The sequence below is a fragment of the Thermobifida halotolerans genome (assembly GCF_003574835.2).
GTDB classification, from domain to species: domain Bacteria; phylum Actinomycetota; class Actinomycetes; order Streptosporangiales; family Streptosporangiaceae; genus Thermobifida; species Thermobifida halotolerans.
The window spans coordinates 49,783-62,762 of record NZ_CP063196.1; the positions used below are offsets into that span (position 1 = coordinate 49,783).

The 12,980-nt window shown below is 70.5% G+C and carries 14 protein-coding genes; all 14 read left to right on the forward strand.

Translation table 11 applies throughout. The features are described from left to right. Nucleotides 1-175: 175 nt before the first annotated feature. Nucleotides 176-1,495, forward strand: coding sequence for an ammonium transporter (locus tag NI17_RS00250; RefSeq protein WP_068687659.1), 1,320 nt, complete (start codon nucleotides 176-178; stop codon nucleotides 1,493-1,495). A gap of 376 nt (nucleotides 1,496-1,871) precedes the next feature. Beyond that, entirely contained in the window at nucleotides 1,872-3,035 is a 1,164-nt protein-coding gene (locus NI17_RS00255; RefSeq protein ID WP_234401558.1) for a LolA-like protein, read from the forward strand. Nucleotides 3,036-3,161: 126 nt separating this feature from the next. Further along, entirely contained in the window at nucleotides 3,162-4,763 is a 1,602-nt protein-coding gene (ffh, locus tag NI17_RS00260) for a signal recognition particle protein (RefSeq protein ID WP_068687661.1), read from the forward strand. Between the two features lie 270 nt (nucleotides 4,764-5,033). Further along, nucleotides 5,034-5,474 (forward strand): 30S ribosomal protein S16, encoded by a 441-nt coding sequence (rpsP, locus tag NI17_RS00265; protein WP_068687662.1) that lies wholly within the window; start codon nucleotides 5,034-5,036, stop codon nucleotides 5,472-5,474. A gap of 1 nt (nucleotide 5,475) precedes the next feature. Continuing rightward, nucleotides 5,476-5,718, forward strand: coding sequence for an RNA-binding protein (locus NI17_RS00270; RefSeq protein ID WP_068687663.1), 243 nt, complete (start codon nucleotides 5,476-5,478; stop codon nucleotides 5,716-5,718). Nucleotides 5,719-5,878: 160 nt separating this feature from the next. Further along, the gene (gene rimM, locus NI17_RS00275) at nucleotides 5,879-6,391 is read left to right on the forward strand and encodes a ribosome maturation factor RimM (protein ID WP_068687664.1); all 513 of its coding nucleotides are present in this window, start codon (nucleotides 5,879-5,881) and stop codon (nucleotides 6,389-6,391) included. 21 nt (nucleotides 6,392-6,412) lie between these two features. Beyond that, nucleotides 6,413-7,201: a tRNA (guanosine(37)-N1)-methyltransferase TrmD gene (gene trmD, locus NI17_RS00280; protein ID WP_068687665.1), complete on the forward strand. Its 789-nt coding sequence runs from the start codon at nucleotides 6,413-6,415 to the stop codon at nucleotides 7,199-7,201. A gap of 147 nt (nucleotides 7,202-7,348) precedes the next feature. Next, on the forward strand, nucleotides 7,349-7,693 hold the full coding sequence (gene rplS, locus NI17_RS00285; RefSeq protein WP_068687666.1) for a 50S ribosomal protein L19: 345 nt from the start codon (nucleotides 7,349-7,351) through the stop codon (nucleotides 7,691-7,693). Nucleotides 7,694-7,781: 88 nt separating this feature from the next. Continuing rightward, nucleotides 7,782-8,783, forward strand: a complete 1,002-nt coding sequence (gene lepB, locus NI17_RS00290; protein WP_068687667.1) for a signal peptidase I — start codon at nucleotides 7,782-7,784, stop codon at nucleotides 8,781-8,783. A 151-nt stretch (nucleotides 8,784-8,934) separates the two neighbouring features. Then, nucleotides 8,935-9,258 (forward strand): DUF2469 domain-containing protein, encoded by a 324-nt coding sequence (locus tag NI17_RS00295; RefSeq protein WP_068687668.1) that lies wholly within the window; start codon nucleotides 8,935-8,937, stop codon nucleotides 9,256-9,258. Between the two features lie 85 nt (nucleotides 9,259-9,343). Beyond that, nucleotides 9,344-9,709 carry a hypothetical protein gene (locus tag NI17_RS00300; RefSeq protein ID WP_068687669.1) on the forward strand — a complete coding sequence of 122 codons (366 nt, stop codon included), beginning with the start codon at nucleotides 9,344-9,346 and terminating at the stop codon, nucleotides 9,707-9,709. Between the two features lie 182 nt (nucleotides 9,710-9,891). Then, nucleotides 9,892-10,266 (forward strand): YraN family protein, encoded by a 375-nt coding sequence (locus tag NI17_RS00305; RefSeq protein ID WP_084012367.1) that lies wholly within the window; start codon nucleotides 9,892-9,894, stop codon nucleotides 10,264-10,266. Between the two features lie 2 nt (nucleotides 10,267-10,268). Beyond that, the gene (locus tag NI17_RS00310; protein WP_119267866.1) at nucleotides 10,269-11,801 is read left to right on the forward strand and encodes a YifB family Mg chelatase-like AAA ATPase; all 1,533 of its coding nucleotides are present in this window, start codon (nucleotides 10,269-10,271) and stop codon (nucleotides 11,799-11,801) included. Further along, nucleotides 11,798-12,958 (forward strand): DNA-processing protein DprA, encoded by a 1,161-nt coding sequence (dprA, locus tag NI17_RS00315; protein WP_068687671.1) that lies wholly within the window; start codon nucleotides 11,798-11,800, stop codon nucleotides 12,956-12,958. Before NI17_RS00310 ends, dprA begins: the two co-directional genes overlap by 4 nt. The last annotated feature ends 22 nt before the right edge of the window (nucleotides 12,959-12,980 follow it).

Below are 12,980 nucleotides of genomic sequence, written 5' to 3' on the forward strand. Positions count from 1 at the left end.
TAACGCGCTGTCCGATGTCTTTACACGCACGCAACAGTCCCGGTCGTGCCGATTAACACGCCGGGCAGAGGCTTTCGGTCGTGGAACTGGTCGTCGAGCCCAAAGACGCGCCCGAGCGAACCACTCACTCCCCTGGCACCAACAGATCCCCCGCACGAAAGATCGTGGAGGCGACGTGTTAGATACCGGCACGACCGCGTGGCTTTTGATCAGCGCCGCACTCGTGATGCTCATGACGCCGGGCCTGGCCTTCTTCTACGGAGGCATGTCGCGGGCCAAGAGCGTCCTCAACATGATGCTGATGAGCTTCGCCAGCATCGCCATCGTCAGCGTCCTCTGGGTGCTGGTCGGTTACTCGCTCACCTACGGTGCGGGCTACGGTCCGCTCACGCACTTCATCGGCGGCCTCGGCGACTTCGGCTCCGGCGGCTTCATCGGAGTGGTCGACGAGGAGGGCGGCTACCCGCTCCTGGTCGACGTCGGCTTCCAGATGATGTTCGCCATCATCACCGTCGCCCTGATCAGCGGCGCCATCGCCGACCGCGCCAAGTTCGGCGCCTGGCTGCTCTTCGTTCCGATCTGGTCCCTGCTCGTGTACTTCCCCGTCGCCCGCTGGGTGTGGGGCGGCGGCTGGTTCGACCAACTGGAGACCTGGTTCGGCGCCGGCGTCGTCGACTTCGCCGGCGGTACCGCGGTGCACATCAACGCCGGTGCCGCCGCACTCGCCCTGACCTTCGTCCTGGGCCGCCGCAAGGGCTTCGGCTCCGAGTCGATGCGTCCGCACAACCTGCCGTTCGTCCTGCTGGGCGCCGCGCTCCTGTGGTTCGGCTGGTTCGGCTTCAACGCCGGTTCCGCCTACGCCGCCGACGCCGTCGCCGGTCTGGCCCTGCTCAACACCCAGGTCTGCACCGCCGCCGCCACCGCCGCGTGGATGCTGGTGGAGCGCATCCGCTACGGCAAGGTGACCGCGCTCGGGTTCGCCTCCGGCGCCGTCGCCGGTCTGGTCGCGATCACCCCGGCCGCCGCCAACCTGACCCCGATCTGGGCCGTCGTCCTCGGCCTGGTCGCCGGCGCCGTCTGCGCCTACGCGATCAGCTGGAAGTTCAAGTTCAAGTACGACGACGCCCTCGACGTGGTGGGCATCCACATGGTCGGCGGCATCATCGGCTCGCTCGCCCTGGGCCTGTTCGCCTCCTCGGTGGTCGGCGAGGGCGCGCCCGACGGCATCTTCTTCGGCGGCAGCCCGATGTTCTTCGTGGTGCAGCTCATCGCGGTCGTGGCCACGATCGTCTACTCCTTCGTGGTCACCTGGATCATCGCCAAGATCATCGATCTGGCCATGGGCTTCCGCATCCCCGAGCACGTCGAGACCAACGGACTGGACGCCGAGCTCCACTCCGAGTCCGCCTACGCCTTCGACGAGCTCGACACCGAAGAGCTCTCCTCGTCGACGCCTCCGGGCGAGGAGAAGCCCTCAAAGCAGGTGCAGGTCTAGCGTCCCCAACGTTGAGGTCGCACCCCGCACCACAACGCGATGGGGGTCGGCTGGGCCGGCGAGGTCTTCCTCGCCGGCCCACGCTGCTGTCCGCATGTGGCCGCGACCGGCGCCGGTCGCGGCCACGGCCTGTTCCCGGTCGGCTGCGGAAGCACCGCGGAGGTTGGGTAGGCTCGGATCTCGATTCGACCCCGCGCCGGCCGCGACCGACCCCCACGAGAGCCCGGTGGCGGACGAAACGTGGACGGCACGATTTTCCGGATACCCGAACCGGATCGGATTCCGGCACATCCAAATTCTTGAGTCAACCCCCACCCCCCTTCGGTTAGGGCCAGGAGGCACAATGGCGCGGGCGATTCGCACGCCGTGGCGATCGGTGAGAACGACGACCTCCGTCGCGGCGGTGACCGTGTTCGCACTCAGCACCACCGGATGCGGGCTGTTCGGCCTGGGCCCGGGAAGCGGTCCCGAACCGTCTCCCTCGCCGACCCCGGTCAGCGCCGGTCCCCTCTTCGAGGAGGCGCTGACCGCCCTGGAAGAGGCGCCCGCGGTCCGGCTCCAGGGCCAGTTCTCCGACCCCGAGGACACCACCGACGTGGTCAACACCTCCCTCACGGTCACCGCCACCGGAGCCGCCCAGGGCACCTTCCAGACCGAGACGGGAGGGGAGGCCAGCTACTTCGAGGCCGACAACAAGCTCTTCGTCAAGGCGGACTCCGACTACTGGCTCTCCCACACGGTCTTCAACCCCGACGGTGACACCTACCCCGACAACTGGGTGCGGGTCACCCACGAGCAGTTCGGCCTCGACCCCGGCGGTGTGCTGACCCCGGCCGGACTCGCGGAGAGTCTGCGCGGTCAGGCCCCGGCGGACGACGTCGAGGCGGTGGAGGAGAAGCTCGACGGAGTCGTCGTCTACCGCGTCGAACTGACCGGAGGCACGGTCTGGGTCTCCTCGGAGGCGCCGCACGAGCTGGTCCGGATGCAGATCGAGGAACTCACCCCGGCCGAGGGCGAGGGCGTGGCCAGCCGTATCGACGCCAGCTTCACCGAGGTCGACACCGCCGCCGTCGAACAGCTCTACGACGACCTCACCAAGTACGCCGAGGACGAACTCGGCTCGGCCAGGGACGCCCGCCTGGAGGTCGGCTGGGCCGAGGAGCTCGGCGGCGACTGCCAGACCGGCGGCGTGTGCACCATGGTCGGCACGGTCCAGGAGACCAGCGACGCGTCCGAGGGCTCGATCCTGGTGCGCATGGACGGCCACTTCAACAACGACGAACTGGGTGAGAAGACCTGCCACAAGACCGGCAAGCTCGAAGCCGGGGGCACCGTCGAACTCTCCTGCTCCGTCGACTACGCGCTGGCCCCCAGTGCCAACCCGGTCACCTACACGATCGACTTCGAGGCCCTGCTCTCCACCCGCGCGCTCTCCGGGGACGCCCGGGAGGAACTGGTCGCGAAGATCAAGGAACAGCGTGAGACCACTCTCTCCGGCGGCTCCGGTGGAGAGGGCGCGGAGGCCGAGGAGGGCGAGTGACCCCGTGGCGGTCGGCTCCCGCCCGGGGGCGGCCGCCACGTGCGCTGACGCGGTGGTCGGCACGGCACCGGGCCTCCGGCGGGTAACCTGAGGATCTAACCCGAGAGACGAAGGACAGGCTCACCCGTGTTCGAGACGCTTTCCGACCGCCTGACCACGGTCTTCTCCTCGCTGCGCGGCAAAGGCCGTCTCTCCGAGGAGGACATCAACGCGACCGCGCGCGAGATCCGTCTCGCCCTGCTGGAGGCCGATGTCGCGCTGCCCGTCGTACGCGAGTTCATCGCGCGGATCAAGGAGCGCGCACGCGGAGCGGAGGTCTCCAAGGCGCTGAACCCGGCCCAGCAGGTCATCAAGGTCGTCAACGAGGAGCTCGTCGAGGTCCTGGGCGGCGAGACCCGCACGATCCGGTTCGCCAAGAACCCGCCGACGGTCATCATGCTGGCGGGCCTGCAGGGTTCGGGTAAGACGACTCTGGCGGGCAAGCTCGCCCGGTGGCTCTCCGCCCAGCGCAACACCCCGTTGCTGGTCGCGGCCGACCTCCAGCGGCCCAACGCGGTCACCCAGCTCCAGGTCCTGGGCGAGCGCGCGAAGGTCGCGGTGTACGCGCCCGAGCCGGGCAACGGGGTCGGCGACCCGGTCGAGGTGGCGCGCAGCTCCATCGACCACGCGCGGCGCAACAACCACAACGTCGTCATCATCGACACCGCGGGCCGCCTCGGCGTCGACGAGGAGATGATGCGGCAGGCCGCCGACATCCGGGACGCGGTCTCCCCCGACGAGATCCTCTTCGTCGTCGACGCGATGATCGGCCAGGACGCGGTCAACACCGCGCAGGCGTTCCTCGACGGGGTCGGCTACGACGCGGTCGCGCTGACCAAGCTGGACGGCGACGCCCGGGGCGGTGCCGCCCTGTCGATCCGGCACATCACCGGCCGTCCGATCATGTTCGCCTCCACCGGCGAGAAACTCGAGGACTTCGACCTCTTCCACCCCGACCGCATGGCGTCGCGCATTCTCGACATGGGTGACGTGCTCACCCTGATCGAGCAGGCGCAGCGCACCTTCGAGGAAGCCGAAGTCGAGAAGATGGCCAGCACGCTGGCCTCCGAAGAGGACTTCACGCTCGAGGACTTCCTCGAGCAGATGATGATGATCCGCAGGCTCGGCCCCATCGGCAACCTGCTGGGCATGATGCCCGGCATGGGGCAGATGCGCGACCAGATCGACAACATCGACGAGCGGGACCTGGACCGGGTCGCCGCCATCATCCGGTCGATGACCCCGGCCGAGCGCGCCAACCCCAAGATCATCAACGGTTCGCGCCGCCTGCGCATCGCCAACGGTTCGGGAACCCAGGTCGGCGAGGTCAGCGGCCTGGTCACCCGGTTCTTCGAGGCGCAGAAGATGCTCCGCCAGATGAAGCAGGGCGGTATCCCCGGGATGCCGGGCATGCCGGGGATACCGGGCATGGGCGGCGGCCGGAAGAAGGCGGCCAAGGCCGCGGGCAAGAAGGGCAAGAAGAACAAGCAGCGCAGCGGCAACCCCATGAAGGCCCGGCAGCAGGAGGCCGAACGCGCCGCCCAGCGCGAGCGCAAGCGCACCGAGGCACCCGCCGACAACGGGGGGCTGCCCGCGGGATTCGGCGGCGGGGCGCCGCAGCTTCCCCCCGGGTTCGGGGGCGGGAAGATTCCCGACCTGTCCGACTTCAAGCTGCCGAAGAAGAAGTGAGCCGGCGGGAGCCGGAGAACGGCACACCGCCGAATCCGGCTCCCCGCGGGCTTCGCACCGCACGGCCCGATGACGGGCGACCACGCCGCGGTCCCGGCGGGTGCGCATCCTGTGTCCGATCATCTGGCACAATTGGTTGTTGACTAACGGCGTGTGGAGTCAGCCCTCTACCTCACTCCTCACGCCCACGTCCCACCCGGCCGGGCACCGCCACCCCACGCGGTGCCGTGTGTCAGGGTGTTTCCGCCTTAACCGGGAGAGACCACACCAGTGGCTGTCAAGATCAAACTCAAGCGTATGGGGAAGATCCGTACGCCGCAGTACCGGATCGTCGTGGCCGACGCGCGTACCAAGCGCGACGGGAAGGCGATCGAAGAGGTCGGCAAGTACCACCCGAAGGAAGAGCCGAGCTTCATCGAGGTGAACTCCGAGCGGGTGCAGTACTGGCTGTCCGTGGGGGCCCAGCCCACCGGTCCGGTGCAGCACATCCTCAAGCTCACCGGCGACTGGCAGAAGTTCAAGGGTCTGCCCGCTCCGACCAAGCCGCTCAAGGTCGCCGAGCCGAAGGACAAGGAAGCCCAGGAGGCCGCCTTCCAGGCCGCGCTGAAGGAGCTTGTCCTGCCCGGCGCCGAGAGCAAGGGCGGAAAGTCCAGGAAGGCCGGCGAGAAGCCGGCCGAGAACACCGCGGAGAAGTCCGAGGGCGAGGCCTGACGTGCTGGAAGAGGCGCTTGAGCACCTCGTCAGGGGAATCGTCGAGAACCCTGACGACGTCCATGTGCGGTCCCGCAGGCTCCGCAAGGGCAAGGTGCTCGAAGTCCGGGTCCATCCCGACGATCTCGGGAAGGTGATCGGTCGCAACGGCCGCACCGCCAAGTCGCTGCGGACCGTCATCGGATCGCTGGCCGGCGGCCGGTACGTCCGTGTCGACCTGCTGGACCTGAACGAGGTGCGCTGACCCGCGCCACGGAGCGCCGGGCCGACCGGCGCCTCCCGCGCGACGCGGGCGCGCGGACAGCGGTCCGTCCCTGTCCGCGCGCCCGCGTTCCCGCATGCCCCTCGACCGGCGCGTCCGGCGGAGTACCGCTGCGGCGCGCGACACGTGCCTAGGAGAAGATGTGCGTCTCGTCGTCGGCCGGATCGGCCGCCCGCACGGAGTCAGAGGCGAGGTGGCCGTCGAGGTGCGCACCGACACGCCGGAGGAGCGCTTCCTGGAGGGAGCGGTCCTCGACACCGATCCCGCGGACGCCGGACCGCTCACGATCACGGCGGTGCGGCGGCACGGGGGCCGGTTGCTGGTGCGTTTCGGGGGGATCGCCGACCGCACCGCGGCCGAGGGGCTGCGCGGTGTCTTCCTCGTCGTGGACTCCGCGGATCTGCCTCCGCTGGACGACCCCGACGAATTCCACGACCACGAACTCATCGGCCTGCGTGTGGAGACCACCGACGGCGCCGCCGTCGGCTCGGTCGCGGACATCCTGCACCACGCCCAGGACACGCTCGTGGTCAGGGGGGAACGGGGAGGCGAGGTTCTGGTGCCGTTCGTCCGCGAACTGGTGCCCGAGGTCGACACCGGGGCCGGACGCATCCTCATCGACCCGCCCCCTGGCCTGCTCGAACTTGGCCAGTAGCCGGAAAGGCCGCCACGGTCCATGCGCATCGACATCATCACGATCTTCCCCGACTACTTCGCCCCGCTCGACCTGTCCCTGATCGGTAAGGCCCGCAGGACCGGGCTGATCGACGTGCGCCTGCACGACCTGCGGCGGTGGACCCACGACCGGCACCACACCGTCGACGACACGCCCTACGGCGGCGGCCCCGGCATGGTGATGAAGCCCGAGCCCTGGGGGGAGGCGCTGGACGCGGTCACCGGCGACGCGGGCGGGACGCCGCCGCGGCTGATCCTGCCGACCCCCAGCGGTCCGCCCTTCACCCAGCGCGACGCCGTCCGGCTGGCCGGGGAGCCCTGGCTGGTCTTCGCCTGTGGACGCTACGAGGGCATCGACGCGCGCGTCGCGGTGGACGCGGCCCGCAGGATGCCGGTCGAGGAGCTCAGCATCGGCGACTACGTGCTCAACGGGGGAGAGGTCGCCACCCTGGTGATGGTGGAGGCCGTCTCCCGACTGCTGCCCGGGGTGCTCGGCAACGCCGAGTCCGTCGCCCAGGACTCCTTCGCCCCGGGAGCGATGGACAACCTGGTGGAGGGGCCGGTCTACACCAAGCCCGCGGTCTGGCGCGGCCAGGAGGTGCCGCCGGTGCTGCTGTCCGGGCACCACGGCGCGGTCGACCGCTGGCGACGCGACGAGGCGCTGCGCAGGACCGCCCGCAACCGTCCCGACCTGCTGGACCGGTTCGGCCCCGACGACCTCGACCAGCGCGACCGGGAGGTCCTCTCGGAGGAGCGGTTACAGGACACGCCGGAATCTGTGGCAGACTAGGGAGGGTTGTCCCTGACCGTCGGCTCCCGTCGGCGTTCCGCAGACACCGGGTCCGAGCGATTGGGACGACGTATTTTCCACCCAGCAGATCCGCCCGCGCGAGCGCACTCCGTCGCCGCGGCGCGCTTTCGATGAGGAACCGCTGAGATGCACACCGCCATTCAGGAGCTTGAAAAGGTCCAGTTGCGCTCCGACGTGCCCGACTTCCGTCCGGGCGACACGCTGAACGTCCACGTTCGGGTCACCGAGGGCAGCCGGACCCGGGTCCAGGTCTTCAAGGGCGTGGTGATCCGGCGGCAGGGGGCGGGAATCCGCGAGACCTTCACCGTCCGCAAGATCAGCTACGCCGTCGGCGTCGAGCGGACCTTCCCGGTGCACAGCCCGGTGATCGAGAAGATCGAGGTCGTCACCCGCGGCCGGGTCCGTCGCGCCAAGCTCTACTACCTGCGCAACCTGCGTGGCAAGGCCGCTCGTATCCGCGAGCGCCGCTGACCGGTGCCGCGCCGAGGTCGGTGGCCGTCTCGTGATCGCGGCGTCCCTACCGACAGAAGTCGTCGCGCTCGGCTAGGCTTCACATCCGATGAGCAACGACGAACGGTCCCTCGGCCCGGCCGGGAACACCGACCCAGACAACATCGGCGATCGCTCCCCCTCGGGGGAGTCGGCCGCTGGTTCCGGCTCCCCCGCGTCCACGAGCGGGGGAGCCGGTGGGCTTTCCGGGGAAGGGCACGATGACACTGGAAAGAACCCGGATGGCACCATGAGCGCGAAGAAGAAGGGCGGCGACAGCCAGGGGTCCTTCTGGAAGGAACTCCCCATCCTGATCGTGATCGCCCTGGTCCTGGCGTTCGTCATCCAGAAGTGGGTGGTCCAGCCCTTCTACATCCCCTCCAGTTCGATGGAGGACACCCTCCTCGTCGGGGACCGGGTGCTGGTCAACAAGCTGGTCTACCAGTTCCGCGACATCGAGCGCGGCGACGTCATCGTCTTCAACGGCGGCGGGACCTGGGACGAGGGGACCGAGGTCGTGGTCTCCGACGGCGGCAATCCGGTCTCCCGCTTCTTCACGTGGGTCGGTCAGCAGTTGGGCGCCGCACCGACCGGCAAGGACTACATCAAGCGGGTCGTCGGCCTGCCCGGCGACACCGTGGAGTGCTGCGACGAGCAGAACCGGCTCGTGGTCAACGGGGTGCCGCTGGACGAGGAGTACCTCTACCCCGACAGTCTGGCCACCCACGAGGAGTTCGGACCGGTGACCGTGCCCGAGGGGCACCTGTGGGTGATGGGCGACCACCGCTCCATCTCCTACGACTCACGCAAGCACCAGTCCGACAGGGGAGGCGGCGCCATACCCGAGGACGCGGTGGTCGGTGAGGCCTTCGTCATCATGTGGCCGCTGGAGAACATCGGGACCCTGTCCACCGACGCGTTCGACGAACTGGACGAGGAGACCGCGGACCAGGCCGCGGGGGCGGTCCCGTCGGCGCTGGGAGCGGCCGCGGCGTTCCCGGTGCACCTGCTGGGACGAGGTTCGTGGCGCCGTTCGCGAAGCGGAATCGATCCGGATCATTGTCGGGAATAGCGGCGGGTAGTTGACACGTGCTCCAAGATGGTTCTGTGGGGAGGTTTCCCACCCCGTATCGGGAGTCAGAGGGCACGTGCGCCCCGTCGCGCGGACCGATAAGGAGGTCGGATCACCGCACCGGAACGGCACGACGAAAGCGAGCTGTGTGATGAGTTCTGAGGACCTGGAGAAGTACGAAGCCGAGATGGAGCTCCAGCTCTATCGCGAGTACCGGGACGTCGTCGGACTGTTCAGCTACGTGGTGGAGACCGAGCGCCGCTTCTATCTCACCAACCACGTCGACCTGCAGCCGCGCTCCACCGACAACGGTGAGATGTACTTCGAGGTCACGATGCAGGACGCGTGGGTCTGGGACATGTACCGACCGGCCCGGTTCGTCAAGAACGTCCGCGTGGTGACCTTCAAGGACGTCAACGTCGAGGAGATCACCAAGGCCGACCTGGAGATCCCCCCGCACCACTCCTCCGACTGAGCGGCGGGACGGCGTCGCGGGATCACAACGCCGCCTTTCGGGTAGTGGCCGTCAAAGACGATGGCCGCGATCTGTGAGGAGGACCATGGACAGGCAGCCCGGCCACGACGCAGCCCGGACCAACCAGGCCCGCACCGAACCCCTTCCGGCCACTCCCGAGTCTCCCCCCGGGCAGGAGGCCGTGCGGCGCAACGAGGAACTCGGAACGCGGGGGACCGAGCCGGGGACGGAGGACTCCGACCGGAGTGGCGGCGGACGCCTGCCGTCGGCTGTCAGCGCGGGAGTGCCGGCGGCCGACGCTCCCCTCGGCGCTCCCGGAGTCCAGGCGACCCGTGCCGCTCCCGGAGATCCCTGGCGTGCCGACACCGTCGCCAACGCCGTCCACGGGAAGCCTGACGGCGAGGTCGACACCCGGGCCGACCAGCCGTCGCACGGCACGGAGGAGCCCTGAACACACTCCCCGCGCCCGGCCGCCGACCTCGGGAAAGCGGGCCACGGGCGGGAGCCCGGACAGCCGTTGGCACGTGCTGACGGTGCTCCCGGTCCCGCCCGCGCCGGGTTGTCCACAGCCTGAGAGAAACCCCGCCGGCATCCCGCGTCCATCCCGCAGTGTGGATGCGGGAGGTGATGCGCATGCGCGCACGATCACGGTCGGCGGCCCGGCGGCAGGCACTGGGGCGGCGCGGTGAGGAGATCGCCGCGGACTACCTGACCCGCATGGGCATGCTGGTCCTGGACCGCAACTGGCGGTGCCGGGACGGCGAGGTCGACATCATCGCACGCCACGGAGACACCCTGGTCGTCGCCGAGGTCAAGACCCGGTCCGGTGACCGCTTCGGCGGCCCCACCGAGGCCGTGGACGAAACCAGGTGCGCCAGGCTGCACGGGCTGGGGCGCCGCTGGGCGCGAGCCCGCGGCTGCTCCGCACGGGTCCGGGTCGACGTGGTGGGGATACTGGCCCGGCCCGGCGGCCGGTGGTTCCTCCGCCACCGTCGGGGGGTGGCCTGACGATGGCACTGGCGCGTACCCGCTCCGTCGCCCTGCTCGGGGTGGAGGGTCACGGCATCGACGTCGAAGCCCACCTCGGCAACGGGAGTCCGGGACTCACCCTGGTCGGCCTGCCCGACGCCGCCCTGCGCGAGGCCCGCGACCGGATCAGGGCCGCCGTCGTCAACAGCGGCGAGTACTGGCCCGACGCCCACATCACCGTCAGTCTGTCCCCGGCCAGCCTGCCCAAGCGGGGCAGCGGCTTCGACCTCAGCATCGCGGTGGCGATCCTCGCCGCCAGCGGCGTCGTCCCCGCCGACGAGGTCCGCGACACCGCGTTCCTCGCCGAACTCAGCCTCGACGGCCGCACCCGGTCCGTCCACGGGGTCCTGCCCATGGTGCTCGCCGAAGCGGTCCGCGGCCGCCGTTCGTTCGTCGTCGCGCGGGGCAACGCCCGGGAGGCCCGGCTCGTCCCCGAGACCCGGGTCCTCGCGGTGGGTTCGCTCGCCGAACTCGTGTCCCGACTCCGGGGCGGCCACGTCGACCCGCCTCCCGAACCCGACCCTCTCGACCCTCCGGCGCACGAGGAGGACGCCGACCACCCCCGTCCCGACCTCGCCGACGTCCTCGGCCAGCCCGTGGCCCGCAGGGCCGTCGAGATCGCCGCGGCGGGCGGACACAACCTGTTCCTGCTGGGGCCGCCCGGAACCGGAAAGAGTCTGCTCGCCGAACGGATGCCCACGATCATGCCCCGGCTCGGCACGGACGAGGCCATCGAGGTCACCGCCATCCACTCGGTGGCGGGCACCCTGCCCCGCGACGAACCGCTGATCACCCGGCCGCCCTTCTGCGCGCCGCACCACACCGCCACCCGCACCGCCATCATCGGAGGCGGCAGCGGCGTGCTGCGCCCGGGAGCGGTCAGCCTCGCCCACCGCGGACTCCTCTTCCTGGACGAGGCCCCGGAGTTCGCCAGAGGAGTGCTGGACTCCCTGCGGCAACCACTGGAGAGCGGAGAGGTCACGGTCGCGCGAGCCGCGGCCACCGCGCGCTTCCCCGCGCGGTTCCTGCTCGTCATGGCGGCCAACCCCTGCCCCTGCGGCAAGCCCGGGTCCGGTTGCGTGTGTCCGGCGGCCGCGCGCAGACGCTACCTCGCCCGGCTCTCGGGGCCGCTGCTCGACCGGGTCGACCTCAGGGTCGAACTCCAGCCGGTGTCGCGGGCCGAACTCCTCGCCGACCGGACCTTCGTCGAATCCTCCGAGACCGTCGCGGTCCGTGTGGCGGCCGCGCGCGAACGCGCGGCGCAGCGCCTGAAGGGCACCCCCTGGTCCTGCAACGCGATGGTCCCAGGGGCCGAACTGCGTCGCCGCTTCCCGCCGCAGCCCGGGGCCCTGCGCATCCTGGGCGAGGCCATGGACCACGGCGCGCTCAGCGCACGCGGCGCCGACCGCATCCTCAAACTGGCGTGGACCGTGGCCGATCTGGGCGGCAGGGACACGCCGACCCCCGACGACGTCGGATACGCGTTCGCGCTGTGGACGGGAGCCGTGCAGTGAACACCGACGAGCGGTTCTCCGCCTCCGGGGACGCCCTGGCCCGCGCGGGGCTGAGCGCGGTCGCCGAACCGGGAGATCCCGTCCTGGGGGCGCTCCTGAACGAACGCACCGCCGCCGAGGTGTGGTCGGCGCTGTGCGCGGGCACGCCGCTGGACGCGCCTTCGGGATGCGCGGAGAGCGCCTTTCGCACCCGGCTGGCCCGGTGGCGTGTCCGCGCCCGCGAGACCGACACCGACCTGCTGCTCACCCGGGCGGGCGAGCACGGCGTCCGGCTGGTGCTGCCCGGGGATCCCGAATGGCCCAGCCAACTCGACTCGCTGGCCGAGCGCCGCCCCTGCGCGCTGTGGGTGCGCGGCGGCCACGATCTGCGCAACGCCTGCCTGCGCGCGGTCTCCGTGGTCGGCTCCCGGGCCGCCTCCGGCTACGGGCTGCACGTGACCTCCGAGATGTCCTACACGCTCGCCGAGCACGGCTGGTGCGTGGTGTCGGGCGGGGCGTACGGCGTTGACGGCGCGGCCCACCGGGGCGCGCTGACCGGGGGGTCGGCCACGGTGGCCGTGCTGGCCTGCGGAGTCGACGTGAACTATCCGCGCGGGCACGAACAGCTCTTCGCCGAGGTCGCCGTGCACGGGGTCCTGGTCAGTGAACATCCGCCGGGCACCAACCCGACCCGGCACGCCTTCCTGGTCCGCAACCGGCTCATCGCCGCGCTCACCCCGGGGACCGTGGTGGTCGAGGCGGGACTGCGCAGCGGAGCCGTGAACACCGCCACGCACGCCCAGGAGTTGTGCCGCACCCTGATGGCGGTACCCGGGCCGGTCACCTCCGCGCTGTCGGCGGGCTGCCACCGCCTGCTCCGCGACTACCAGGCGGTGTGCGTCACCAGCGCCCGTGACGTCATCGAACAGCTCAGCCCCATCGGCTCCGAGGCACCGGTCGAGGACGGCGCCCGGTTGGAGGACGACCTCCTCGACGACAGCGCCAGGCAGTTACTGGCCGCCCTGCCGGTACGGGGAAGCGCGGGGGTGGCGGCGGTCGCGGCCGCCAGCGGCCTGACCCCCGACGCCGCGTTGCGCCGACTCGGCCTGCTCGCGGCGGCGGGCCACGTCGAACGCGCGGCGGCGGGCTGGCGACGCAGAACTCCCGGCAGCCGGTGACTCCGGGGTTGCGGACGGCGGC

What these genes read in the sequence shown, in the direction of transcription:
- trmD (WP_068687665.1), top strand. Translation starts at nt 6,413, where the DNA reads ATGCGCATCGACATCATCACGATCTTCCCCGACTACTTCGCCCCGCTC.
- rplS (WP_068687666.1), top strand. Translation starts at nt 7,349, where the DNA reads ATGCACACCGCCATTCAGGAGCTTGAAAAGGTCCAGTTGCGCTCCGAC.
- lepB (WP_068687667.1), top strand. Translation starts at nt 7,782, where the DNA reads ATGAGCAACGACGAACGGTCCCTCGGCCCGGCCGGGAACACCGACCCA.
- NI17_RS00295 (WP_068687668.1), top strand. Translation starts at nt 8,935, where the DNA reads ATGAGTTCTGAGGACCTGGAGAAGTACGAAGCCGAGATGGAGCTCCAG.
- NI17_RS00300 (WP_068687669.1), top strand. Translation starts at nt 9,344, where the DNA reads ATGGACAGGCAGCCCGGCCACGACGCAGCCCGGACCAACCAGGCCCGC.
- NI17_RS00305 (WP_084012367.1), top strand. Translation starts at nt 9,892, where the DNA reads ATGCGCGCACGATCACGGTCGGCGGCCCGGCGGCAGGCACTGGGGCGG.
- NI17_RS00310 (WP_119267866.1), top strand. Translation starts at nt 10,269, where the DNA reads ATGGCACTGGCGCGTACCCGCTCCGTCGCCCTGCTCGGGGTGGAGGGT.